Annotated in this window: 25 protein-coding genes; 7 read left to right on the top strand and 18 right to left on the bottom strand. The window is 62.8% G+C overall.

What is annotated here, in order from left to right; genetic code table 11:
- Nucleotides 1-9: 9 nt before the first annotated feature.
- The 3 genes from clpA to NR193_RS21630 all read right to left on the bottom strand — a co-directional run bounded on the left by clpA (nucleotide 10) and on the right by NR193_RS21630 (nucleotide 3440).
- Entirely contained in the window at nucleotides 10-2478 is a 2469-nt protein-coding gene (clpA, locus tag NR193_RS21640; protein WP_256752795.1) for an ATP-dependent Clp protease ATP-binding subunit ClpA, read from the bottom strand.
- 6 nt (nucleotides 2479-2484) lie between these two features.
- Nucleotides 2485-2814: an ATP-dependent Clp protease adapter ClpS gene (gene clpS, locus NR193_RS21635; RefSeq protein ID WP_256752794.1), complete on the bottom strand. Its 330-nt coding sequence runs from the start codon at nucleotides 2812-2814 to the stop codon at nucleotides 2485-2487.
- A gap of 296 nt (nucleotides 2815-3110) precedes the next feature.
- On the bottom strand, nucleotides 3111-3440 hold the full coding sequence (locus NR193_RS21630) for a phasin family protein (RefSeq protein ID WP_256752793.1): 330 nt from the start codon (nucleotides 3438-3440) through the stop codon (nucleotides 3111-3113).
- Between the two features lie 286 nt (nucleotides 3441-3726).
- Here NR193_RS21630 and NR193_RS21625 point away from each other — a divergent pair, with 286 nt between their 5' ends.
- Nucleotides 3727-5151 carry a D-alanyl-D-alanine carboxypeptidase gene (locus tag NR193_RS21625; RefSeq protein WP_256752792.1) on the top strand — a complete coding sequence of 475 codons (1425 nt, stop codon included), beginning with the start codon at nucleotides 3727-3729 and terminating at the stop codon, nucleotides 5149-5151.
- A 47-nt stretch (nucleotides 5152-5198) separates the two neighbouring features.
- On the opposite strand, the gene NR193_RS21620 is transcribed toward NR193_RS21625, so the two are convergent.
- The 4 genes from NR193_RS21620 to NR193_RS21605 all read right to left on the bottom strand — a co-directional run bounded on the left by NR193_RS21620 (nucleotide 5199) and on the right by NR193_RS21605 (nucleotide 8666).
- Nucleotides 5199-5897 carry a DnaJ domain-containing protein gene (locus tag NR193_RS21620; RefSeq protein ID WP_256752791.1) on the bottom strand — a complete coding sequence of 233 codons (699 nt, stop codon included), beginning with the start codon at nucleotides 5895-5897 and terminating at the stop codon, nucleotides 5199-5201.
- Nucleotides 5897-6622 (bottom strand): VWA domain-containing protein, encoded by a 726-nt coding sequence (locus NR193_RS21615; protein WP_256752790.1) that lies wholly within the window; start codon nucleotides 6620-6622, stop codon nucleotides 5897-5899. The genes NR193_RS21620 and NR193_RS21615 overlap by 1 nt, the downstream gene beginning before the upstream one ends.
- A 108-nt stretch (nucleotides 6623-6730) precedes the next feature.
- Nucleotides 6731-7168, bottom strand: coding sequence for a DUF1489 family protein (locus tag NR193_RS21610; RefSeq protein WP_256752789.1), 438 nt, complete (start codon nucleotides 7166-7168; stop codon nucleotides 6731-6733).
- Nucleotides 7169-7262: 94 nt separating this feature from the next.
- Nucleotides 7263-8666, bottom strand: coding sequence for an L-serine ammonia-lyase (locus NR193_RS21605; RefSeq protein ID WP_256752788.1), 1404 nt, complete (start codon nucleotides 8664-8666; stop codon nucleotides 7263-7265).
- Nucleotides 8667-8842: 176 nt separating this feature from the next.
- Here NR193_RS21605 and NR193_RS21600 point away from each other — a divergent pair, with 176 nt between their 5' ends.
- A complete protein-coding gene (locus tag NR193_RS21600; protein WP_256752787.1) occupies nucleotides 8843-9562 on the top strand; it encodes a DUF599 domain-containing protein in 720 nt (239 codons plus the stop codon).
- Here the strand turns inward: NR193_RS21600 and NR193_RS21595 are convergent.
- The 6 genes from NR193_RS21595 to NR193_RS21570 all read right to left on the bottom strand — a co-directional run bounded on the left by NR193_RS21595 (nucleotide 9535) and on the right by NR193_RS21570 (nucleotide 13912).
- The gene (locus NR193_RS21595) at nucleotides 9535-10332 is read right to left on the bottom strand and encodes a YdcF family protein (RefSeq protein WP_256752786.1); all 798 of its coding nucleotides are present in this window, start codon (nucleotides 10330-10332) and stop codon (nucleotides 9535-9537) included. The genes NR193_RS21600 and NR193_RS21595 overlap by 28 nt on opposite strands.
- A gap of 28 nt (nucleotides 10333-10360) precedes the next feature.
- Nucleotides 10361-11926 (bottom strand): amidase, encoded by a 1566-nt coding sequence (locus NR193_RS21590; protein WP_256752785.1) that lies wholly within the window; start codon nucleotides 11924-11926, stop codon nucleotides 10361-10363.
- Complete coding sequence (locus NR193_RS21585; RefSeq protein WP_256752784.1) at nucleotides 11926-12381, bottom strand: GNAT family N-acetyltransferase; 456 nt, start codon at nucleotides 12379-12381, stop codon at nucleotides 11926-11928. The genes NR193_RS21590 and NR193_RS21585 overlap by 1 nt, the downstream gene beginning before the upstream one ends.
- 7 nt (nucleotides 12382-12388) lie before the next feature.
- Complete coding sequence (gatC, locus tag NR193_RS21580; protein ID WP_010909575.1) at nucleotides 12389-12676, bottom strand: Asp-tRNA(Asn)/Glu-tRNA(Gln) amidotransferase subunit GatC; 288 nt, start codon at nucleotides 12674-12676, stop codon at nucleotides 12389-12391.
- 87 nt (nucleotides 12677-12763) lie between these two features.
- Entirely contained in the window at nucleotides 12764-13180 is a 417-nt protein-coding gene (locus tag NR193_RS21575; protein WP_256752783.1) for a hypothetical protein, read from the bottom strand.
- 24 nt (nucleotides 13181-13204) lie between these two features.
- A complete protein-coding gene (locus NR193_RS21570; protein WP_256752782.1) occupies nucleotides 13205-13912 on the bottom strand; it encodes a metal-dependent hydrolase in 708 nt (235 codons plus the stop codon).
- A gap of 122 nt (nucleotides 13913-14034) precedes the next feature.
- On the opposite strand from NR193_RS21570, the gene ruvX reads away from it, so the two are divergent.
- Nucleotides 14035-14541: a Holliday junction resolvase RuvX gene (gene ruvX, locus NR193_RS21565; RefSeq protein ID WP_256752781.1), complete on the top strand. Its 507-nt coding sequence runs from the start codon at nucleotides 14035-14037 to the stop codon at nucleotides 14539-14541.
- Here ruvX and NR193_RS21560 read toward each other — a convergent pair.
- From NR193_RS21560 to NR193_RS21550, 3 genes are all read right to left on the bottom strand, one after another.
- Nucleotides 14459-14800, bottom strand: coding sequence for a DUF6105 family protein (locus NR193_RS21560; protein WP_256752780.1), 342 nt, complete (start codon nucleotides 14798-14800; stop codon nucleotides 14459-14461). The genes ruvX and NR193_RS21560 overlap by 83 nt on opposite strands.
- Complete coding sequence (locus NR193_RS21555) at nucleotides 14800-15357, bottom strand: hypothetical protein (protein WP_256752779.1); 558 nt, start codon at nucleotides 15355-15357, stop codon at nucleotides 14800-14802. The genes NR193_RS21560 and NR193_RS21555 overlap by 1 nt, the downstream gene beginning before the upstream one ends.
- Nucleotides 15358-15550: 193 nt before the next feature.
- A complete protein-coding gene (locus NR193_RS21550) occupies nucleotides 15551-17179 on the bottom strand; it encodes a DNA alkylation response protein (protein WP_256752778.1) in 1629 nt (542 codons plus the stop codon).
- Between the two features lie 177 nt (nucleotides 17180-17356).
- Here NR193_RS21550 and NR193_RS21545 point away from each other — a divergent pair, with 177 nt between their 5' ends.
- From NR193_RS21545 to dprA, 4 genes are read left to right on the top strand one after another with little or no spacing between them, the layout of a single operon-like run.
- Nucleotides 17357-18322, top strand: a complete 966-nt coding sequence (locus NR193_RS21545; RefSeq protein WP_256752777.1) for an aspartate carbamoyltransferase catalytic subunit — start codon at nucleotides 17357-17359, stop codon at nucleotides 18320-18322.
- The gene (locus NR193_RS21540) at nucleotides 18319-19605 is read left to right on the top strand and encodes a dihydroorotase (protein ID WP_256752776.1); all 1287 of its coding nucleotides are present in this window, start codon (nucleotides 18319-18321) and stop codon (nucleotides 19603-19605) included. The genes NR193_RS21545 and NR193_RS21540 overlap by 4 nt, the downstream gene beginning before the upstream one ends.
- Nucleotides 19606-19663: 58 nt before the next feature.
- Nucleotides 19664-20251 (top strand): glycerol-3-phosphate 1-O-acyltransferase PlsY, encoded by a 588-nt coding sequence (plsY, locus tag NR193_RS21535; protein WP_256752775.1) that lies wholly within the window; start codon nucleotides 19664-19666, stop codon nucleotides 20249-20251.
- Nucleotides 20248-21387 (top strand): DNA-processing protein DprA, encoded by a 1140-nt coding sequence (dprA, locus tag NR193_RS21530; protein ID WP_256752774.1) that lies wholly within the window; start codon nucleotides 20248-20250, stop codon nucleotides 21385-21387. Before plsY ends, dprA begins: the two co-directional genes overlap by 4 nt.
- A gap of 373 nt (nucleotides 21388-21760) precedes the next feature.
- Here the strand turns inward: dprA and NR193_RS21525 are convergent, their stop codons facing one another.
- Both NR193_RS21525 and NR193_RS21520 read right to left on the bottom strand, forming a co-directional pair.
- A complete protein-coding gene (locus NR193_RS21525) occupies nucleotides 21761-22441 on the bottom strand; it encodes an outer membrane protein (RefSeq protein ID WP_256752773.1) in 681 nt (226 codons plus the stop codon).
- Nucleotides 22442-22776: 335 nt separating this feature from the next.
- The coding region (locus tag NR193_RS21520) for a hypothetical protein (protein WP_256752772.1) at nucleotides 22777-22983 on the bottom strand (207 nt) is incomplete at its 5' end.

Below are 22983 nucleotides of genomic sequence, written 5' to 3'. Positions count from 1 at the left end.
TCGTCAGGGTCAGTTCTTTCGTGGCAGTTGCGGTACGAGGCTGCGCTTGCCGCCGTCCTTGCCCTTGGGCTCCGGCTTCTGCATCACCAGCTTCTTCGCCGCGGGCTTTTTCGCCACGGCCTTGCGCGGCTTGGGAGCATCCTCCGGCTCTTCCTTCTTCGGCTTGACCGGTGCCTCGTCGGCGAGCGATTCGAGCTTCAGGCCGGTCTCGCCGGTTTCCTTCTTCTCGACGGTGACGCGCACCGTGCCGCCCTTCTTGAGCTTGCCGAACAGCACCTCGTCAGCCAGCGGCTTCTTGATGTGCTCCTGGATGACCCGGCCGAGCGGCCGCGCCCCCATGCGCTCGTCATAGCCCTTGTCGGCCAACCAGGCGATCGCCTCCGGCGACAGGTCGAAGGTGACGCCACGCTCGGACAGCTGGGCTTCGAGCTGCATGACGAACTTCTGCACCACCTGATGGATGACCGGCACCGGCAGCGAGCCGAACGGGATGATCGCATCGAGCCGGTTACGGAACTCCGGCGTGAACAGCCGGTTGATAGCCTCGACATCGTCGCCTTCGCGCTTGGTCGATCCGAAACCGATCGCCGCGCGCTGCGCATCGGAAGCGCCCGCATTGGTGGTCATGATCAGGATCACATTGCGGAAGTCGATCTGCTTGCCGTTGTGGTCGGTCAGCTTGCCGTGATCCATCACCTGCAACAGGATGTTGAACAGGTCCGGATGTGCCTTCTCGACCTCGTCCAGCAACAGCACGCAATGCGGATGCTGGTCGACGCCGTCGGTCAAAAGACCGCCCTGGTCGAAGCCGACATAGCCGGGAGGCGCGCCGATCAGCCGTGAAACGGTATGGCGCTCCATATATTCCGACATGTCGAAGCGGATCAGCTCCACACCGAGCGAGGCGGCCAATTGCTTGGCCACTTCGGTCTTGCCGACGCCGGTTGGCCCCGAGAACAGGTAGGAGCCGATCGGCTTTTCCGGCTCGCGCAGGCCGGCACGCGCCAGCTTGATGGCCGAGGTCAGCGCGGTGATCGCGGTGTCCTGACCATAGACGACGCGCTTCAGTTCGATGTCGAGGCCTTGCAGCACCTTCTCGTCGTCGGCCGAAACCGTCTTCGGCGGGATACGGGCCATGGTGGCGATCGTCGCTTCGATCTCCTTGATGCCGATGGTCTTCTTGCGCTTGGCCTCGGGCACCAGCATCTGCGAGGCGCCGGTCTCGTCGATCACGTCGATCGCCTTGTCCGGCAGCTTGCGGTCGTTGATATAGCGGGCCGACAGTTCCACCGAGGCCTTGATCGCCTCGTTGGTGAACTTCACCTTGTGGAACTCCTCATAGTAGGGCTTCAGGCCCTTCATGATCTCGATGGCGTCCTCGATGGTCGGCTCGTTGACGTCGATCTTCTGGAAGCGCCGCACCAGGGCACGGTCCTTCTCGAAGAACTGGCGGAACTCCTTGTAGGTGGTCGAGCCGATGCAGCGGATCGCACCCGATGACAACGCCGGCTTCAACAGGTTGGATGCGTCCATGGCACCGCCCGATGTCGCCCCGGCGCCAATCACCGTATGGATCTCGTCGATGAACAGCACGGCACCTGGATAATCCTCGAGTTCCTTGACGACCTGCTTCAGCCGTTCCTCGAAATCGCCGCGATAGCGCGTACCGGCCAACAGCGTGCCCATGTCGAGCGCGAAGATGGTGGCGTTGTGCAGCACTTCGGGAACGTCGCCCTCGACGATGCGCTTGGCGAGGCCCTCGGCGATCGCCGTCTTGCCGACGCCGGGATCGCCGACATAGAGCGGGTTGTTCTTGGAACGGCGGCACAGCACCTGGATGGTGCGGTTGATCTCCAACTCGCGGCCGATCAGCGGATCGATCTTGCCGGCCTTGGCCTTGTTGTTGAGGTTGACGCAATATGCGGTCAGCGCGTCCTGCTGCTGCTTTTTCTTGCCGCCTTCCTCTTGCGGCTCGGCGCCATTCTGGCCGCCCTGTTCGTCATCGGCGCCACGTGGCGAGCGTGTCTCGGATGCACCGGGACGCTTGGCGATGCCGTGCGAGATGTAGTTGACCGCGTCATAGCGGGTCATCTGCTGTTCCTGCAGGAAATAGGCGGCATGACTCTCGCGCTCGGCGAAGATGGCGACGAGCACGTTGGCACCCGACACTTCCTCGCGGCCCGACGACTGCACGTGGATCACCGCGCGCTGGATGACGCGCTGGAAACCGGCTGTCGGCTTGGAGTCCTCGTCGTAGCCGGTGACGAGATTGTCGAGCTCGGTGTCGATATAGGTGAGAACCGTGTGCTTCAGTTCGTCGAGATCGACATTGCAGGCGCGCATGACGGCGGCCGCCTCGGTGTCGTCGATGAGCGCGAGCAGCAGATGTTCAAGGGTTGCGTATTCATGGTGCCGCTCATTGGCGAGCGTCAGCGCCTGGTGAAGCGCCTTTTCCAGGCCTTGGGAGAAAGCCGGCATGTTACCTCACTTCTTCTCCATCACGCATTGCAGCGGATGCTGATTCTGTCGGGCGAAATCCATGACCTGGGACACTTTGGTCTCGGCCACCTCGAAAGTATAGACCCCGCACTCGCCCACTCCATGATTGTGAACATGAAGCATGATGCGTGTGGCGGCTTCGCGATCCTTCTGGAAAAAACGCTCCAGCACGTGAACCACGAACTCCATGGGCGTGTAGTCGTCGTTGAGGATGAGAACCCGATAGAGGCTGGGCTTCTTGGTTTTGGTCTTGGTGCGCGTAATGACGGCCGTTCCACGGCCGGCCTCATTGCCCTCGCCGTCGCCGTTTTGCATTCGCACCACGTGTCTCGTGGCAGTCAAACCGATAGTCACGTATTCCTGCCTCTTTCGAATCCTCATGCGAGTTCGACATGTAGGTGTTCGATGGACGATTTTAAGCCCTTCTGTTTAGCTGACAATATGGCTAGGTGGCCAAACTTGGACGATTTTCGCAATCGTGAAGGGGCACGAGGCCCCAGAGCTGAAATTGACATGAAAAAACCCGGCCACGTTTCCGCGGCCGGGCTTTGTCCCGGGCCAAAAGGCCAGATCTGGGTCACGTCAGGCGAAATCACTTCGCCCGGGCGAAATTACTTCGCCTTGGCGACGATCGATTCGAACGGCTTGTAGGCTTCCTTGGCGAGCTCGGCATAAAGGTCGCCAATCTTGGTGGCCTCGGCGACGAACGCCTCGTAGGACTGCTTGGCATAGTCGGACTGGATCTCGATCGCCTTTTCCAGCGACTTGGCCGAAAACATCTTCTCGACCACGGCGCTGCCGGCTTCGAAGCTCTTCTTGGTGTATTCGCCAGCCTCGGTGGCGATCGCCTGCGCGCCCTTGGAGAGCGAAGCAAAGCTCTTCAATCCGGTGTCGGCAAACTCTTTGCCGTATTTGCTGAAGTCCTCATAGGTCTGGGTCATTTCACGCATTCCCTTGACGGTTGAAGCGTCCTTCTTCGGGGCGCCCTTGTGCAATGCACGATAATATATTGTGCGCCGCACAAAAGTCAATATTCCGCCGGTCCTGCAGGCGTGCCTGCGCAGGCAATGGCTAAAAATCGAATAAAGAGAACTTCAAGCCCGAAGAAAATGGTGAACGCGGCGGTTACCATAAACGGATTGGTAACGCTGCCCCGGTAGCTTGACCGGAAGTGGGGCAGGATCCCTTTGCCGCCTCCGAAGCAACGAGAATTCAAAGGAAGTATCAGTGCGTCAGGCGTTGTCGGGCATCGTTTCCAAATCCACCTCTTCCCTCAAAACGATCATGATCGTCGCCATGGCGATGACGTTCGTCGTTGCCGACGCCGCCTCGTCACTGGCGGCGAGGTCGGCCGCCATCGTGGTCGACGCCAAGACGGGCAAGGTGCTCTATTCGGCCGATGCCGACGGCAGGCGCTACCCGGCGTCGCTGACCAAGATGATGACGCTCTATCTGACCTTCGAGGCGCTGGCGAAGGGCAAGATCAGCCGGAACTCACCGGTCGTGTTTTCCGCCCATGCCGCCGCCGAGGCGCCGACCAAACTCGGCGTGAAGGCTGGCGGCTCGGTCACCGTCGACACCGCGATCCTGTCGATAGTCACCAAGTCGGCGAACGACTCTGCAACGGCGCTCGGCGAAATGCTCGGCGGCAGCGAAACCAATTTCGCCCGTATGATGACAGCCAAGGCGCGGCAACTGGGCATGAACGGCACCGTCTTCCGCAATGCCAACGGGTTGCCCGACCCCGGCCAGTTCACGACGGCACGTGACATGGCGACACTTGGCATCGCGCTCAGGGAACATTTCCCGCAGTATTACGCCTACTTCTCGCAGCGGTCCTTTCTCTATGGCCGTCAGCGCATCAATGGTCACAACCGGCTGCTCGGACGCATCAAGGGCGTCGACGGCATCAAGACCGGCTATACCCGCGCCTCCGGCTTCAATCTGGTCTCGTCGGTTTCCGACGGCAATCGCCGCCTCGTCGCCGTGGTCATGGGCGGCACCTCCGGCGGCAGCCGCGACAACCAGATGGCGTCCCTGATCAACACCTACTTGCCGAGGGCCTCGACGCGCGGCGGTGGCGCCCTGATCGCCCAGGCCGACAGTGGCAACCCGATCAAGGCACTCGCCAAGGTGCTGCTGCCCAAGCACGACGCGCCGACGCCTGACGACAAGCCGGTGGCAGTAGCCAGTGCTGATGCAGCCGTCGCCGACGACTCGACCGTTGCCGAGGGCGATGACAGTTCCGACGACAATGCCGCGGTTGAAGAAGCCAAACCGGTTGTTCCGGCAAGGAAGGTGAAGACGGTCATCGTCTCCGCCCCTCAGGTCGCCACGGCCCAGGTCGTGGCCGCCTATGCCGAGCCGGCGCCGACTGTCGACCCGGTCAACACGGCTTCGGTGCCGTCGGGCTGGGCCATCCAGGTCGCCTCCTCGCCAAAACAGTCTGAGGCCCAGGCCTTCCTCGACAAGACCACCAAGCAGGCACCCAAGGTGCTGGCCGACGCTTCCGGCTTCACCGTCGCCTTCGACAAGGACGGCGTCACCTACTACCGCGCTCGCTTCGGTGGCTTTGGTTCGAAAACCGCCGCCTGGAAGGCCTGCACCGCTTTGAAGAAGAAGAACATCGAGTGCTACGCCGTCCAGCAGTAGGGCGGCGTCGAACAATCTCCCGGAAAAAAGTTCTGCGTCGAAGGAGACTAGTTGTGATTAGAGAGCAAGACGTCCTTGGCTTCGTTGATCCGCGCCGCCAGGAAAGACGTGCCGCCGATATCGGGGTGCAGGCGCTGCATCAGGCGGCGGTGCGCCTTGCGGACATCCGCCGCGGCGGCCCCCGCTTCAAGACCAAGGACCTTGTAGGCCTCCTCCTTAGTCATGGCGCCCGAACCTGGCGCAACACCCAGCCCTTCGCCACCGTTCGTCTCAGCGTTTTTGCGCCAGACGGGAAATCTGCCGTCAAGATACGTCTCTAGAAGTTGCCGGCTCTCCGGATCGCCGGAGATCTCGCGGTAGAGATCCAGCAACTCCGCCAACCCCATCGAGCCAAGCATCTTGCCTTCATGGCGACCGGCCAGCACAATGCCTTCCAGGCCACCGGTACCGTGATCAAGCTCCATTTCGAGTGCCGCGGTACGCACCGTCGAACGCTTGCCCGGCGCGAGCTTTGCCGTCGGCTGCTTCATCCGCATGGAACCATACCAGGCGATCGCCGCTGACAGGATGATGCCGCCGATGCCTTCGCGGCCGACCACAACCACAGCGACACCGACCAGCCCCAGAAGGACCGGCCCGAGCGTCTTCATGCTGCTGGCCAATCTTGCCGGGTCCGCGCGGAGGAAGATCGTGGCCGCGCCCAAAAGCACCAAAAGCAATGCTACCAGTGCGATGATTGCGCCCATCAATTCCCGCCGCCCCGCAGATGCTCGATCATCAGCCGATCTTCTGGCCTGCCCCTGGCCTCGAGCGCCTTCAGCCCACCGGCCGCGAACACGGCAACAGCCGAAAGCAGCCCAGCCAAAGTCGCGGCGGCCCGCCGATCAAATCGGAACCATGCCCCTTTGGACAGCCGTGCTATTTCCTTGAACGCTCTTTCCGCACCGGAATCATGACCTTCCTGGAAGATAAAGACGGGAACGCCGTGCAGGCCGAGTCTGCCGGCTTTCTCGGCGAGATCGTCGACGTTCTCTTCCATCGCGTCGCCGATGTAGACGAGCGCATTGACCTTGGCGGCCGCCGTTTCCTTCAAAGCATGGACGAGCACCTTGCCGATCTGGGTGTGGCCGGCGCGGCATTCGATCCCCGTCATGAGCTGCTTCAAGGCATTGGTGTCGACTACGAAACCGGATGAACGGCACTCGCCAAGGCCACGGAAATAGACCAGTTGAACGCTCAGGCTTCCGACCTTGCCGACAGCGTCGAACATCTCACCTTGCAGCGTGGTGGCCAGATCCCAGGTCGGCTGGCGGCTCATCGTCGCATCAAGAGAAAGGATCAGCCTGCCCAAACCAGACGCGGCGAAGGTCCGCGCCTGACGGATGAAGGCGTCGATCTCGCCCGTGCTCGATCGAGGCTTGACCGGCACGGGATTGGTCTTTGCAGGCACGGGCTGCTTCTTGTCGCTCATGGAATTCAAGATGTGGCGTTGCCGCACCGCTTGCAAGTCCCACATCAAAACGACACGAAGGGCCAGGATCGCGGATGATCGCCGAAAAGCAGCTCCGTTTTGCCCGGCCTACAGCAAGCCGAGATCGGCAAGCTCGCGCCTGAGTTTCGGCGGCATCTCGATCAGCCCAGCCTTGCCCTTGCCAAGATCGAGCGGTGCGTCCGATGGTTTCAGATAGCGCCAGCCCTGAAACGCCCGACGCGGCTGCCAGTCGGTGCGCACGACTTGCGCATCCAGCATCAGATGGCAGCGGCCGATACCTTCGTCGTCGGTGAACGGCCGGATCTCGGTGATCAACTGGCGGCATTGCACATTGCCCTTGATCACCCAGTAGAGCGAACCGCCATCGGTAATCTCGGCGCCACGCGTCGGCACCATGCGCGTGGTGTGCCAGTGTTCCGCCGGCTCCCCGGCGCGCCGCCGCTCGTCGAGGCGAAAGGCGATCCACTCTTCGAGATCCTCGACGCTGTCGCAGCCGACGCAGAGTTTTAGAATGTTGAGAGCCATTTGCTAAGGTTTAGTCCGGGACGCCGACGCGTCAACGGCCTGACGGACTTCTCCACAGTGCCAATCCACGGATACCAAGCCTGACAGAAGACTCTCAGCACTCCACGACGTTGACGGCGAGCCCGCCAAGGCTGGTTTCCTTGTACTTCTCGTTCATGTCGAGGCCGGTCTGGCGCATCGTTTCGATCGCCGCGTCGAGCGGCACGAAATGGACGCCGTCGCCCTTGATGGCCAGTGACGCGGCGGTCACCGCCTTGACCGCGCCCAGCGCATTGCGCTCGATGCACGGCACCTGGACAAGCCCGCCGACCGGATCGCAGGTCATGCCGAGATGATGCTCGAGCGCGATCTCGGCGGCGTTCTCGACCTGTTCGGGCGTGCCGCCCATGACGGCGCACAAACCGGCCGCGGCCATCGCCGACGCGGATCCGACCTCGCCCTGGCAGCCAACCTCGGCGCCCGAGATCGAGGCATTGGTCTTGATGATGCCGCCGACGGCCGCCGCCGTCAGCAGGAAGTCGCGGATGCTCGGCTGGTCGGCCTCGGGATGGAAATGCAGCCAGTAGCGCAGAACCGCCGGCAGCGTGCCGGCGGCACCATTGGTCGGCGCGGTGACCACGCGCCCACCGGCGGCGTTCTCCTCATTCACGGCCATCGCGTAAATCGACAGCCAGTCATTGGCGAGCAAGGGATTGGGTTTGTTCTGCTGCCACTGTTCCTGCAGCTTGTCGTGCAGCATTCTTGCGCGTCGGCGCACCTTCAGCCCGCCCGGCATGATGCCGTCCTGCGACAGGCCGCGTTCGATGCAGCCTTTCATGGCGCTCCAGATGCCGTCGAGGCCGGCGTCGAGCTCCTCGCGCGACATCTGTGTCTCCTCGTTGATGCGCTTCATGTCGGCGATGGAGAGCCCGCTTTTGCCGGCCATCGCCAGCATCTCGACGGCATTCTTGAAGGGATACGGCACTTTCTTGCCTTCGGTCGTCACCGACCCCTTGGCCTTGATCCGCTGCAGTTCTTCTTCAGAAACCACGAAGCCGCCGCCGACCGAATAGTAGATGCGCTTGAGCAGCAGGCGGTCGCCGGCGTCATAGGCATAGAACGCCATGCCGTTGGCATGGCCGGTGAGCGGCGTCTTGCGGTCCAGCACCAGATCGGTGGCCGGGTCGAAACGGTAGGAAGGGTGGCCGGGTGGAGAAATGCGCTTCTCGGCCGTGATGCGGCTGGCAATGCCGTCAGCCTGATCGGGATCGACAGTCTGCGGCGTAAGACCGGCAAGACCGAGAATGACGGCGCGGTCACTGCCGTGGCCGATGCCGGTATAGGCGAGCGATCCATGCAAACTGGCGGCGAGACGGTCGACCTTCACGCCGGCCGGACGCGGCCAGTCGTTTCCTGCGACCTCGTCGAGAAACCGCGCCGCGGCCGTCATCGGCCCCATCGTGTGCGAGCTCGAAGGACCGATACCGATCTTGAACAGGTCGAAAACCGAAAGGAACACGTTGTCTCCTGGAGTCACGTCGAGGACTACATATAGGAATTCCCACGATGTTTCCGCTCTTTTGGAAATCGCGGCGCTGCACTTGCCGACCTTGTATGCTCCGGCAGCGACATTGGTTGTCGATCGCTACATGCCGGTCATCGAAGCGATCGCGCTGAATGTGATAAATTCAGCCCATGGGCGATTCCCTCAACCTTTCGACTGCCGATCTCGCGGCGCTGGCTTTCTTCCTCGTCGTGTGGGTGCTGCACACGCTTGCCTCCGACGGCAAGCTGGTTCGCCGCGTATCGCTGACGACGGCGATGAATGCGCAACGCGAAGCCTGGATGCGCACCATGGCCGAGCGGGAGATCCGCATCGTCGACACCGCCATCATGAGCGGCCTGCAGCAGGGAACCGCGTTCTTCGCCTCCAGCTCGCTGATCGCGCTCGGCGGTTGCTTTGCCTTGCTCGGTGCGTCCGACCGGGTTCTCGAAGTGCTCAGCACCCTGCCCCTGGGCGGCGCGCCATCGCGCGCGGCCTTTCAGATAAAGGTGTTCGGACTGGTGCTGATCCTTGCGTTTTCCTTCTTCAAATTCGGCTGGGCCTACCGACTGTTCAACTATTGCACGATCCTGATCGGCGCCGTGCCGATCCCGCACGGCGAAGCCTCGCGCAACCCGGTCACCGAGGCGGCGGTGTGGCGTGCGGCGCAGATGAACATGCTCGCCGGCAAGCATTTCAATTCCGGCCTGCGTGGCGTGTTTTTCTCGATCGGCTATCTCGGCTGGTTCGTCGACCCGGCGGTGTTCGTGCTGTCGACGCTCCTGCTGCTGGCCGTTCTGGTGCGACGCCAGTTCTTCTCAGCGGCGCGGCGCGCCGTGATCGGTCAGCCGCCCGGACCCGGGAAAGGCTGATCGATCCTGCCCGACAGCCAATAGGCGAAGAGCCCGATCCATTCACGGATCGCCACGGTGGTTGCTTGCAGCGAATCGGCTGGGTTGTCGCGGAACAGCCCAACGCCTTCCCGCCCCGAAGTGCGATAATCGACCGGCCAGGGAAGGGTCGCAAACCCGGCCTTGTCGAACAGCGCCTTGGCGCGCGGCATATGGAATGCCGAGGTCACCAGCAGCCAGGTCTCCCCAGGCTTCGGCGTTATCAACGCCTTGGTGAAGACGGCGTTCTCGTAGGTGTTGCGGGATTTGTTCTCCAGGATCAGCCGCTCCGAAGCCACGCCAAGCGCGCCGAGCAGTTGGGGTGCCGTGTCGGCGTCGCCCTCGCCTTCCAGGAACAGTTCGCCGCTGCCGCCGGAAACGACCACCTTGGCCGTGGGAAAGCGCCGGGCGAGGATTGCCGCCTCGACCATGCGGTCGCCGCCGGCATTCAGCTCATAGCCGCCACGCGCCAGGTTGATGACGCCTTCCAGGCCACCGCCGAGCACGACGATGCCGTCGACCTTTTCCGGCAGCGGCGGGCGCGCAAAGCGCTGCTCGAGCGGATTGAGCATCATGGCGCCGAGTGACGTCCAGGCCGACAGCGCAAGAACCAGAAAAGCGAGCACGCTGCCGGTGGCGGCAAGCCGCCGCCGGCCGATCATGGCGGCGATCAGCCCCGCCAGCAGCAGGAAGATCGTCAGGTTGAGCGGTTGGATGAAGAACCAGAAGATCTTGGATAGATAGAAGAACATCCCTCACCTCATCAGATGAGAAACGACCCTACCACCACTTCTGCGGCTGGAATGTGCCGGCCGCCTGCTCGATGACGGCAGCGGTCTGGAACAGCGTTTCCTCATCGAACGGCCGGCCAATCAACTGCAGGCCGAGCGGCAGCCCCTTGGCGTCGAGCCCGGCGGGCACGGCGATGCCCGGCAGGCCCGCCATGTTCACTGTGACAGTGAAGATGTCGTTCAGGTACATCTTGACCGGATCGGCGGCCATATCCTCGTCGGCGATGCCGAAGGCGGCTGACGGTGTTGCCGGGGTCAGGATGACGTCGACGCCGGCGGCGAAGACATTCTCGAAGTCCCGCTTGATCAGGTTGCGTACCTTCTGCGCCTGCAGATAGTAGGCGTCGTAGTAGCCGGCCGACAGCACGTAGGTGCCGATCATGATGCGGCGCTTGACCTCGCGGCCGAAACCGGCGGCGCGGGTCTTCTCGTACATGTCGACGATGTCCTTGCCCGGCACGCGCAACCCGTAGCGGACGCCATCATAGCGTGCGAGGTTGGACGAAGCCTCGGCGGGCGCCACGATATAGTAGGCCGGCAGCGCGTATTTGGTATGCGGCAGGGAGATGTCGACGATCTCGGCGCCGGCGTCCTTCAGCCAGGCAATGCCCTTCTGCCACAGCGCCTCGATCTCCTCGGGCATGCCGTCGACGCGGTATTCCTTCGGGATGCCGACTTTCATGCCCTTGATCGGCTTGCCGATCGCTGCCTCGTAGTCCGGCACCGGCCGGTCGACCGACGTTGTGTCCTTCGCATCGACGGACGCCATCGATTTGAGCAGGATCGCGGCATCGCGTACGTCGCGGGCGATCGGTCCGGCCTGGTCGAGCGACGAGGCGAAGGCGACGATGCCCCAGCGCGAGCAGCGGCCATAGGTTGGCTTGATGCCGACCGTGCCGGTGAAGGCGGCAGGCTGGCGGATCGAGCCGCCGGTATCAGTCGCCGTGGCGCCGGCGCACAGAAAGGCCGAGACAGCGGTCGCCGAACCGCCGGAAGAACCGCCCGGCACCAGCTGCGCATTATCCAGGGTTCGTGCGGTCCTGGTGCCGCCGGCTGAGACGAAGCCGCCGTCGCCCTGATGCGTTGTCGGCATCACCACCGTATCGAGGCGCGATCGCCGCCACGGGTTGATGACCGGCCCATAATAGGACGTCTCGTTGGACGAGCCCATGGCAAATTCGTCCATGTTGAGCTTGCCCAGCATGACCGCGCCGTCGGCCCACAGATTGGCGCTAACGGTCGATTCGTAGCGCGGCTTGAAGCCGTCGAGCACATGGCTGCAGGCCTGGGTGTGGACGCCTTCGGTGCCGAACAGGTCCTTGATGCCGAGCGGAATGCCTTCCAGCGCCCCGCCCTCGCCCTTGGCCAGCCTGGCGTCGGAGGCCTTGGCCATGTCGCGCGCCTTGTCGCCGGTCACCGCGACATAGGCATTGAGCGCCGGATTGGCACGATCGATGGCCGCGAGATAGGCCTCGGTGATCTCGGTCGCGGTAATTTCCTTGCCGCGCAACCTGGCGCGGGCCTGGGAGATCGTCAGCTGGGTCAGGTCGCTCATCAAAGGCTCTTTTCGTAAAAAACCGACCAATCGGAATCGGGATAATCCAGTACCGGGCCGCAGCGCGAAAATCCGGCACGTTCGTAGACGGTCCAGGCGGCGGGATGACGATCGCCGGTCTCCAGCACCAGGCGCTTCAGGCCCTCGTCGCGCGCCAGCGCCTCGACACGCTCGACGATCCTGGCGCCGATCCTCTGACCGCGATGCGAAGGGCGTGTATACATCCGCTTGACCTCGCCGACGGCGCCATCGTGGCGCTTCAGCGCACCGCAGCCGATGGCCAGGCCATTGTCGCGGGCTATGAAAACGGTAGTATCAGCACCGGCCATCTGCTCGACCGTCATGTGGTAGCAGTGCTCCGGCGGCGTCAGTTCGAGCAACGTTTCGTTGAGTTCCTCGACCAGGCCACGCACATCGTCCTGCAGCGGCGTCTCAATGGCGATCTCGATTGCCATCGGCCCGCTACTCCACGACCTTCGGCACGAGGAAGAAATTCTCTTCTGTCGCCGGTGCGTTGGCGACGATATCCGCCGCCTTGTTGCCATCGGTGACGACGTCCTGGCGCTTCTTCATCTCCATCGGCGTCACCGAGGTCATCGGCTCGACGCCGGAAACATCGACCTCGTTCAACTGCTCGACGAAGCCCAGAATGGCGTTCAGCTCGCCGGTCATGCGTTCGGCATCTTCTTCGCTCACCGCGATACGGGCGAGACGCGCAACGCGCTTCACTGTTTGAAGATCAACGGACATTTTCTTGCCTCGGGGAAAACCAGTCCGGGCTATAGCGGCGCGGCGCGCGGTGCGCAACATGCGCTGCCCACGATCGGGCGAATGACCTCACGGCAGCACCATGCCCTCGCACCGATAGTAGCTGCCGCTGTTGCCGCTTGCCTCGCTTTCGTCTTCGATGGGCCGGACCGACACGAGATCGAGCTGCGTCGGGCTCATCCTCGTCACCGAGAGGACATCCGGAAAGACATATCCCGGTTCCTGGCAGATCGCCGTTACCGCCCAGCTTGGCGAACGTGTCGCCTTGCTGATCTGCACGAACTCGCAATTGTATTCGACGCCTTGCAGGCCGTGTGCCGAAAGCACGATGTTGCCGGCGTCGATCAGCGTCTGCAGCGTATCCTTTTTGGCCTGTGCGCAAAGCTCCTCGGACTGAAGGTAGACACCGTCGATGAAATCATCCGCAGCGAGCGCCGGCGACGCCGCGACAAACATGGACACGCAAAGAGATTGCCTCAAGGCCATGGTTTCATTCCGCTTTCTCTGTTTCTAAAGCGTGATCGTCTCGCCGATGTCAGGCAATGCCACCTTCACACCGGATCCTTCCAGGCCTGCCTCGAATTTCTCGGCGGTCGGATCGATCATCGGAAACGTGCCGAAGTGACAAGGGACGACCGTCTCGAACTTGAAGAACCGGCGGCAGGCGAGCGCTGCCACCGCGCCACCCATGGTAAAGCGGTCGCCGATCGGCACGATGCCGATCTTCGGTTCGTGCAACTCGTTGATCAGCGCCATGTCGGAAAAGATGTCGGTGTCGCCCATGTGGTAGAGCGTCCTGTCTTCCGGGAAATGCAGGACAAGGCCGCCCGGATTGCCGAGATAGGTGTTCTGGCCGCCCTCACCCGGAAACGAGGATGAGTGCAGCGCCTGGACGAATGTGGTGGTGAAACCGCCACAATCGACGGTGCCGCCAATGTTGCCGGGGTTGATCTTCTTGTCACTGACGCCCTTGCCGACCAGATACATGCAGATCTCGAAATTGGCGACCAGCTGGGCGCCGCTCTTGCCGAGCACTTCCACCGCGCCGCTGATGTGGTCGCTGTGCCCGTGCGTCAGCAGCACATGCGTCACTCCCTCGGCCGGCCCTTCCCAGCCCCCCGTCCACGACGGATTGCCGATCAGGTAGGGATCGATGAGGATCCTTGCATCAGCGGTTTCGATGCGGAAGGCCGAGTGGCCGTACCAAGTCAGTTTCATGAATGCATTCCTCGATTTTTGCCTTGCCAGAGGATAGAACGCCGATAGCCCCGAGATAAAGGGTTACTGTGTCCGTTGCGCGTTTGAGAGAACGTGCGGCGTTGAGAGGCAAAGGACAGCCGTTGGGTGTTATCAGCATCGAGGAATTGCCGGCACGGCTCGCCGGCGGCAAGACGCTGGCGGGACTTGACCTCGGCGACAAGACGATCGGGGTCGCGGTCTCGGACCAGAGGTTTTCCTTCGCTCATCCGCGCCCGGTCATCCTGCGAAAGAAATTCTCGCTCGACGCCGCCGTGCTGCTGGCCTTGCTGCGCAAGGAGAATGTCGGCGCTGTGGCGATCGGACTGCCGATCAACATGGACGGGTCGGAAGGGCCGCGTGCGCAGAAATCGCGCGCCTTCGTCCGCAACATGGCGCAGATGAGCGACCTGCCCTTCGTGCTCTGGGATGAAAGACTATCGACGGTCGCGGCCGAAAGAACGCTGATCGAGATGGATTTCTCCCGCCGCAAACGCGCCGGCAAGATCGATTCGGCGGCGGCGGCCTTTATTCTGCAGGGAGTTCTTGACCGGCTTCAGTCGCTTGGTGCGTCCGCTCGAACGGAACCCGAGCCGCCCAGCGCTGCTTGATCCAGCCGGCGATTTCGCGGCGACGGCGGAACGCCCACAGCGCCATCAGCAGAAACCCGTCGAAGATGCAGGTCTTCGCCACCATGCCGGGGATGATGGCTGGATCGATGCCGAGCATCTGACCATAGAGCTGGAAGAAGAAGTCGTGCATCTGCCGGCTGAACATGACGTAGCCGAAATTGATGTCGTTGGCCGACAGATAGAACCAGCCCCAGAAGATCGCCATCGGCGCCGCCCACAATGCGAAGACGTAACGCATCAGCGGCCTCCCTTCGGATCGGACCCTGTCCGGCCGGAGATGAGCGAAAGCAGCGAGTTGTGCGCGGCGGCCTTTGCCATGCCGTGGGCGACGGCGCGGATCTCGCCCTCGCCCGAAGCGGCTGCCGCAACCGCGGACCGTCGTTCGGTGAGCATGGCGACATAGGACGCCAGAAGTGCGGCCAACTGCACGGCGACAGCCATTAGCAGCCCATTGATACCTTGCGCGGCGCCACCGATGACGATCAGCGACAACACACCGGAGGCTGAGATGAAAGCGATGCGGGCAACGCTGTCGGCTCCCGCGCTGGTCGCGTCGTTGACCAGGGTTTCGACAAAGGCCCAGAAAAACAGCACCGCCACGACAAGCAATGCGGTGGCGAGTGGCGCCACCACGATGACGTTGTCGAGATCGACGAAGCGAGTGCCCTCGATGGTGGCACCCAGCACGCCGAGCGCCGCCGCCACGCCGCGATTTCCGTCGATGCAGATGAGCGCGAGCAGGCCGAAAACGATCGCCCAGTGCAAGGCCAGAAAAGAGCTCAGTACGTGTCGCATCGGCGTTCCTGCTTCGCAGAGCAAAGGATGGCCAATTTGAACCATTCCGTGCTCTCGCCAGACAGTGGGCTTTGCCGCTCGCCGCCGCAACGGAAACCATTTGTTAAGGTTAACGGCCATCCACAGGGTGTTGCGACGATGCCGGTGAGTACCTTGAATCAGGATGGTACCGGTTTTGCGCGACGTTCGTGGCTCAGTTCACCGGCGGATAGAGCGTATCGATGATCATGCGCGCATCATGGCGCGAATCGAGCATGCCATAGGTGTTGCGCCACTGACCGGCCAATCGCGTCTCGACGAAGGCATCCGCGATTCGCCCTGCCCCCAGCCGGCGCAATTCCGCCGCCGCCGCCGACAGCGCCAGTTGTTCGGTGAGCAGCCGGGCCGAACCCTCGTCGGTCGCAGCGACCTGCATCGCCGCCTTCAGCACACCGATCGTGCCGCGTCCGCCAGCGCCGAGATCGCGGTCGATGCCGGCCAGTACATCCTCGAACAAACCAGGCGCGCGGCCAAGCACACGCAGCACGTCGAGCGCCATGACATTGCCCGACCCTTCCCAGATCGCGTTGACCGGAGCTTCGCGATAGTAGCGGGCGAGTGGCGCCTCCTCGACATAACCATTGCCGCCGAGACACTCCATCGCCTCATAGAGCAGCGGCGGCGAGATCTTGCAGACCCAGTATTTGACGACCGGCGTCATGGCACGGGCAAACGCGGCCTCGCCGCGGTCGCTTGCCGCCTCGTCGAAGGAACGCGCCAGCCGGAACGACAGCGCGGTGGCGGCGGCGACGTCGAGCGCCATGTCGGCCAGCACGCGCTGCATCAGCGGCTGCTCGATCAGCGTCGAGCCGAACACCTGGCGATGGCGGGCGTGATGAACGGCCTCGGCCAGGCCGGCGCGCATGATCGCCGAAGACGCCACCGCACAGTCGAGCCGTGTCAGCGTCACCATGTCCATGATCGTCTTCACGCCGGCGCCTGGTTCGCCGACCATCTCGCCGATGGCGTTGACGAATTCCACCTCGGAGGAAGCGTTGGAACGATTGCCGAGCTTGTCCTTCAGCCGCTGAAAGCGAAAGCCGTTGCCCGAACCGTCGCCGAGAATGCGCGGCACGAGGAAGCACGACAGCCCCTCCGGCGCCTGTCCAAGCACCAGGAAGGCGTCCGACATCGGCGCTGACATGAACCATTTGTGTCCGGTCAGGCGATAGAACCCGCTGCCGGCGCGCTCCGCCCTTGTCACATTGGCCCGCACATCCGTGCCGCCCTGTTTCTCGGTCATGCCCATGCCGAGCGTCAGCCCCGCCTTCTCGACCGGCGGCTTCTGGCTCTGGTCATATTTGCGCGTCGTCACGCGCGGCGCCCATTCGCGAAACAGTTTCGGGCTGGCCATCAATGCCGCCAGCGAAGCGCTGGTCATGGTGATCGGGCAAAGATGCCCGGTCTCCAGTTCCGCGGTCAGATAGAACCGGGCGGCCCGAACCTGATGGCGACGGCCGATCTCGGCGTCGCCGTTTTCCCAGACCGAGGAATGCAGCCCGTTCGCCACCGAGCGGCGCATCAAGGCGTGATAGGCGGGATGGAACTCGACCAGGTCGATGCGTCGTCCCTGGCGGTCATGCGTCCTCAGCTTCGGCGTCTCGACATTGGCGAGGCGGGCCAGTTCCTGCGCCTCCTGTGTCAGCACGAAACGGCCGAGCCCGTCGAGATCCTTGCGCACCGGATCGGAAAAGCGTTCGGCAAGCTGGATCAGCAACGGATCCCCCCGCCAGGCGTTGCCGCCCGTCAGCGGCGGCGGCTGGTTCGTCACGTCGTCGGTCACGCCCAATCCTTTTATCCGTAGAAAGGCCTTATCGTCGGAAAGCCACGAATCCGGGGCCATCGGCTAGATATAGCCCAAGCCATGCAACGCGCGCGACGAAAATACCGGGGAGAAAGGCTTCAATCCAAAGCTGGCGCTTGCAGGCGCAAAATCCGCGCCCTATAGCAGCGCCTTGAGATGACCGACGCTTCGTCCCTGCCGCTCTACCCCCACCGCCATCTTCTGGGCATCCGCGACCTTTCCCCCGCCGATATCGAGCTTCTGCTCGACAGGGCGGATCGGGCGGTCGCGATCTCGCGTCAGTCCGAGAAAAAAACCTCGACGCTGCGCGGCCGCACCCAGATCAACCTCTTCTACGAAGCTTCGACACGTACGCAGTCGTCGTTCGAACTCGCCGGAAAACGGCTCGGCGCCGATGTCATGAACATGTCGGTGGCAAGCTCCTCGGTGAAGAAGGGCGAAACACTCATCGACACGGCGATGACGCTTAACGCCATGCGGCCCGACATCCTGATCATCCGCCACCAGTCGGCCGGTGCGGCCGCTCTTCTGGCGCAGAAGGTCGGCTGCTCCGTGGTCAATGCCGGCGACGGCGCGCATGAACACCCGACGCAGGCGCTGCTTGACGCTCTGACCATCCGCCGCGCCAAGGGTCCGTTGTCCAAGCTCATCGTGGCGATCTGCGGCGACATCCTGCACTCACGCGTGGCGCGTTCGAACATCATGCTGCTCAATGCACTTGGCGCGCAGGTGCGGGCCATCGCGCCGTCGACGCTGCTGCCCAGTGGCATTGAGAAAATGGGCGTTATCGTCACCCGATCGATGGCCGAGGGCCTCAAGGGCGCCGACGTGGTGATGATGCTGCGCTTGCAGCGCGAGCGCATGGAAGGCGCCTTCGTGCCTTCGGTGCGCGAATATTTCCGCTATTTCGGCCTAGATGCCGAAAAGCTCAAAGCGGCCAAGGACGATGCAATGGTGATGCATCCCGGGCCGATGAACCGTGGCGTCGAGATCGCCTCGGAAATCGCCGATGGCCCGCAAAGCGTCATCCAGGAACAGGTGGAGATGGGCGTCGCCGTGCGCATGGCGGTGATGGAAGCGCTACTCGACCCGCGCCGCAACCACGAGGGCCGTGGCGCATGAGCATAATGGTCTTTGAGCGCGCACGCATTGTCGACCCCTCGCGCGGCATCGACGAAGTCGGCTCCGTTATCGTCGACGGCAGGAAAATCGCTGCCGCCGGCAAGGCGGTACTGAACCAGGGCGCGCCGGAAGGCGCCACTGTCATCGACTGTGCCGGCAAGGCGATCATTCCCGGCCTGATCGACGGCCGCGTCTTCATTGGCGAACCCGGCGGCGAGCATCGCGAGACCATCGCTTCGGCGAGTGTCGCGGCGGCGGCCGGCGGCGTCACCTCGATCGTCATGATGCCCGACACCGATCCGGTGATCGACAACGTGGCGCTGGTCGAATTCGTGCTGCGCACCGCCAAGGACACGGCGATCGTCAACATCTTCCCGGCGGCGGCGATCACCAAGGGCCTCGACGGCCGGGAGATGACCGAGTTCGGCCTGCTGCGCGAAGCCGGTGCCGTGGCCTTCACCGATGGCCGCCACACCATATCAAGCGCGCTGGTGATGCGCCGCGCGCTGACCTATGCGCGCGATTTCGGCGCCACCATCGTGCATGAGACGCAGGATGCCGACCTCGCCTCATCAGGCGTCATGAACGAAGGCCTCTATGCCAGCTGGCTCGGCCTTTCCGGCATCCCGCGCGAAGCCGAGTCCATCCCGCTGGAGCGCGATCTGGCGCTGGCGCGGCTGACGCGCGGCTCCTATCACGCGGCCAAGATCTCGACGGCGATGGCGGCGGACGCCGTGAAGAGAGCGAAAGCCGACGATGCCAATGTCACGTCAGGCGTGTCGATCCACAATCTGTCGCTCAATGAAAACGATGTCGGCGAGTACCGGACCTTCTTCCGCCTGACGCCGCCGCTGCGCGCCGAGGAAGACCGGCTGGCGATGATCGAGGCGGTCAGGGACGGCACGATCGACATCATCGTCTCCTCGCACGATCCGCAGGACGTCGACACCAAGCGCCTGCCCTTCGCCGACGCGGCAGCCGGCGCCATCGGGCTCGAAACACTGCTGGGCGCGGCTTTGCGGCTCTACCACAATGGCGATGTGCCATTGCTCAGATTGATCGAGACCTTGTCCACCGCGCCGGCAAGACTGTTTGGACTGCACGGCGGAACGCTGAAACCGGGGGTGATGGCGGATCTTGCGCTGGTCGATCTGGACGAACCCTGGATCGTCAGCGAAAGCGGCATCCGCTCACGCTCGAAAAACACCTGTTTCGAAGGCGCGCGACTGCAGGGCAAGGTCTTGCAAACGCTGGTTGCGGGCCGCACAGTATTCTCGAGCTGAGCTGGCTGCGGCGCATCGCGCCTGATCCTACCAGCCAAGGGGAAATGCGGGGGAAACAATGACTTACGGCCTGATCCTGGCGCTGGTGTTTGGCTATCTCCTGGGCTCGATCCCGTTTGGGCTCCTGCTGACGCGCGCCGCCGGCCTCGGCGATGTGCGCAAGATCGGCTCCGGCAATATCGGCGCCACCAATGTGCTGCGCACCGGCAACAAGGGGCTTGCTGCCGCGACGCTGCTTCTCGACGCGCTGAAGGGCACCGCCGCCGTGCTGATCGCAGGCCATTTCACACCTGACCTGGCGATCTGGGCCGGCCTTGGCGCCTTTCTCGGCCATCTTTTCCCAGCATGGCTGGGCTTCAAAGGCGGCAAGGGCGTGGCCACCTATCTTGGCGTGCTGGTCGGCCTTGCCTGGCAGGTGGCGCTGATCTTCGCCGTCGTCTGGCTGGTGATGGCTTTCCTGTTCCGGTTCTCATCGCTTGCAGCGCTGACGGCAGCCGTCGTGGTGCCCATCGCCCTGTATTTCCTGAGTGCGCCGCAGATTGCCGCCTTGTTCGTGGTGATGAGTGTCATCGTCTTCATCAAGCACCGGGAAAACATTTCGCGGCTGCTTGCCGGCACTGAGGGCAAGATCGGAGCCAAGGGGTGAGCGAGCCGTCCGCCGGGCCGCGCCTCAGCGACCGGCAACGGCTGAGCTGGCTGCGGCTGATCCGCACCCAGAATGTCGGCCCCGCCTCCTTCCGTGACCTGATCAACCGCTTCGGTTCAGCCGAGGTGGCGCTGGAAATACTGCCGGAACTGATGATTTCGGGCGGCGCCAGCCGGATCGCCCGCATCACTCCCGTTGCTGAAGCCGAGGCGGAGTTGGAGGCAGCCCGGCGGGCTGGCGCGCGCTTTGTCGGCATCGGCGAGCCCGACTATCCGCCGCTGTTGCGGAGCATGGACAATCCGCCACCGCTGTTGGCGGTCAAGGGCAATGCAGCCGTGTTCCGGCTGCCGGGGGTCGCTATCGTCGGTGCGCGCAACGCATCGCTGGCCGGCATCAAGATGGCACGCATGCTGGCGGCAGATCTCGGCCGCGACGGCTACGCAATCGTCTCCGGCCTGGCGCGCGGCATCGATACGGCGGCGCATCAGGGCAGTCTTGCGACCGGCACGATCGGAGTGCTGGCGGGAGGTCTCGACCTGCCCTACCCGCCCGAGAATGCCAGCCTGTGCGATGACATTGCCGAGCGCGGCGCTATCATCTCGGAAATGCCGTTCGGCTGGCAGCCGCGCGCCCAGGATTTTCCACGCCGCAACCGTCTTGTCGCGGGCGCGGCCCTCGGGCTGGTAGTGGTCGAAGCGGCACAACGTTCGGGCTCGCTGATCAGCGCCAGGCTTGCCGGCGAGATGGGCCGGCTGGTGTTCGCCGTACCCGGCTCGCCACTCGATCCGCGCGCCGCCGGCACCAACGGCCTGCTCAAGGACGGCGCCACGCTGGTTACCGAAGCAACAGATATTTCCAGGGCAATCGCCCCACTGACCGGCATGCGGGCACCGGAAGTTCCGCCGTTCGAAGAGCCGCCCGACTTCTCGGCCGCAACGCCACCCGGTGAGAGCGACCGTGCCAAGGTGATCGAGGCGCTCGGCCCAACGCCGGTCCCGGTCGACGAGATCATCCGCCACACCGGCCTGCACCCGGCCCAGGTCTTCATGGTTCTGCTCGAACTCGACCTCGCCGGCAGGCTGGAGCGCCACGCCGGCGGCAATGTCTCGCTGGTTTTCGGAAGTTCTTCCGTCTGACTTGAGGTGTCGGTGACGCCTCGCACGCCTCGAAGCGACGTTTTTCGAGTTTCGGAAGTGGCAGGTGCTGTTGTCGCGGAACGAGAGCAAGCCGTCGCCATGCGGGAATTCTGAAAAAAGCACGAACCTTGCTTATAGCAGCCGTGCTGGCAGCCCGGATTCTGTCACAGCAGATCGGCGCCGGCGCGCTGGTCGACGCCGCCTAACAGGCCCGACATGCCCTGCGCCGCCAAGCTACTTCAAGAATGTCGGAGAAAAGTTCCATCGCCCGGCTGCTTGGGGCGAGAAGATGGCCGCGCTTTGCCGGGATTTCGATATCTCGTGCAAGACCGGCTACAACATCCTCCCACGCTACAATGACAGCGGGCTCAAATCAGAATTTATAGGCGATCCCGATCCGGAACTCGTTGGTCTTGACGTGTTCGTGCTCTTCCCAGCCCGAGTCAGTGTTGTCGGTGACAGTCGTGACCTTGCCGAAATCTGTATAACGATATTCGGCCTGACCGACCCAGTTTTTGTTGAAAGCATAGGCGACGCCAGCGCCGATCGTCCAGCCAGCCTTGACTTCCGACTTGGAATCCGTTGCCGCGCCATCCTCGAACTTCGTACGAATATCTCCTAGCGCCAAACCACCGGTGACGTAGGGAAGCCAATTGTCGAAGGCATAGCCCAAGCGTCCGCGCAATGAGCCTTGGGCGTTGACATGGGTATTGTCATCACTGCCAAACGGCCAGTCCGGATTGTGGCCGACAATTCCTGAGGCCTCGATATCGCCTTCGATGCCGCCGACGATGTTGCCCCATTGCATATTATAACCGGCAAAAATACCTCCGGTGACCCCACGGACCCTGAAGCTATCCGAATAGTCCGAATTGCCGGCGGCGACGTTTTCATCTTGGATATGGTCTTTGCCCCAAGCGTAACCGATCTGGCCGCCGATATAGGCACCTGTCCAATCATACGTGGAAGCGACTGGAAGCTCATTTACAACATCGGCTGCCATAGCCGACGTAAGAGTGCTGCCCAGAATCGCTGCTGCCAGAATGTACTTCATTGCCTGTCCCCACGCCGCGCGCAAAATCTATGTTGGGATATATCAGAAGAATTCCCTTACGGAAGCTAGGCGTAGGGGTTCGGGTTCCGTATTTCCCAAACGTGTTGCGGCGATGCAACTTACAGATGATGCAACTTACAGATACAGAGAATGGCCGGCGCTACTCAGTGGGAGGTTGCCTGAATTGGCGCCGGCCAGACGGTCCTGTTTCAGATCCGCCATGCCATCAGCCATAACTGAGTCTTTACGTTACGTCATGTGGGGTAATGGATTGCTCCTGGTGTCAATTTCATAATCCTTCGTGCGGCGATCCCTTCGACAGAGATTGCCATGTCTCAAAAAGGCCCGCCCCGACCTTTGGTGCCCGCGAAAACATGCATGTCAATTGCGGGTATCCGGTGTGCTGCAAATCGACAAAGCTCGAAATCCAGGCGCTGATAGGCTGATAGACAGTCTTGGGCCCTGTCACGGATCGCTGCATCAGGTTCTAGAGCGTTTCCTGTTTTGAGAGAATCGTAGGATTCCCAAATCAGGTTGTTTGT

It is taken from the genome of Mesorhizobium sp. Mes31, from assembly GCF_024519675.1.
GTDB lineage: Bacteria > Pseudomonadota > Alphaproteobacteria > Rhizobiales > Rhizobiaceae > Mesorhizobium.
This window is presented reverse-complemented; position numbering and strand designations above follow the sequence as displayed.

Coding starts and splice junctions, on each gene's coding strand:
- clpA (WP_256752795.1), bottom strand. CDS start 2,478: ATGCCGGCTTTCTCCCAAGGCCTGGAAAAGGCGCTTCACCAGGCGCTG.
- clpS (WP_256752794.1), bottom strand. CDS start 2,814: ATGCAAAACGGCGACGGCGAGGGCAATGAGGCCGGCCGTGGAACGGCC.
- NR193_RS21630 (WP_256752793.1), bottom strand. CDS start 3,440: ATGACCCAGACCTATGAGGACTTCAGCAAATACGGCAAAGAGTTTGCC.
- NR193_RS21620 (WP_256752791.1), bottom strand. CDS start 5,897: ATGGGCGCAATCATCGCACTGGTAGCATTGCTTTTGGTGCTTTTGGGC.
- NR193_RS21615 (WP_256752790.1), bottom strand. CDS start 6,622: ATGAGCGACAAGAAGCAGCCCGTGCCTGCAAAGACCAATCCCGTGCCG.
- NR193_RS21610 (WP_256752789.1), bottom strand. CDS start 7,168: ATGGCTCTCAACATTCTAAAACTCTGCGTCGGCTGCGACAGCGTCGAG.
- NR193_RS21600 (WP_256752787.1), top strand. CDS start 8,843: ATGGGCGATTCCCTCAACCTTTCGACTGCCGATCTCGCGGCGCTGGCT.
- NR193_RS21595 (WP_256752786.1), bottom strand. CDS start 10,332: ATGTTCTTCTATCTATCCAAGATCTTCTGGTTCTTCATCCAACCGCTC.
- NR193_RS21590 (WP_256752785.1), bottom strand. CDS start 11,926: ATGAGCGACCTGACCCAGCTGACGATCTCCCAGGCCCGCGCCAGGTTG.
- NR193_RS21585 (WP_256752784.1), bottom strand. CDS start 12,381: ATGGCAATCGAGATCGCCATTGAGACGCCGCTGCAGGACGATGTGCGT.
- gatC (WP_010909575.1), bottom strand. CDS start 12,676: ATGTCCGTTGATCTTCAAACAGTGAAGCGCGTTGCGCGTCTCGCCCGT.
- NR193_RS21575 (WP_256752783.1), bottom strand. CDS start 13,180: ATGGCCTTGAGGCAATCTCTTTGCGTGTCCATGTTTGTCGCGGCGTCG.
- NR193_RS21570 (WP_256752782.1), bottom strand. CDS start 13,912: ATGAAACTGACTTGGTACGGCCACTCGGCCTTCCGCATCGAAACCGCT.
- NR193_RS21560 (WP_256752780.1), bottom strand. CDS start 14,800: ATGCGTTACGTCTTCGCATTGTGGGCGGCGCCGATGGCGATCTTCTGG.
- NR193_RS21555 (WP_256752779.1), bottom strand. CDS start 15,357: ATGCGACACGTACTGAGCTCTTTTCTGGCCTTGCACTGGGCGATCGTT.
- NR193_RS21545 (WP_256752777.1), top strand. CDS start 17,357: ATGACCGACGCTTCGTCCCTGCCGCTCTACCCCCACCGCCATCTTCTG.
- NR193_RS21540 (WP_256752776.1), top strand. CDS start 18,319: ATGAGCATAATGGTCTTTGAGCGCGCACGCATTGTCGACCCCTCGCGC.
- plsY (WP_256752775.1), top strand. CDS start 19,664: ATGACTTACGGCCTGATCCTGGCGCTGGTGTTTGGCTATCTCCTGGGC.
- NR193_RS21525 (WP_256752773.1), bottom strand. CDS start 22,441: ATGAAGTACATTCTGGCAGCAGCGATTCTGGGCAGCACTCTTACGTCG.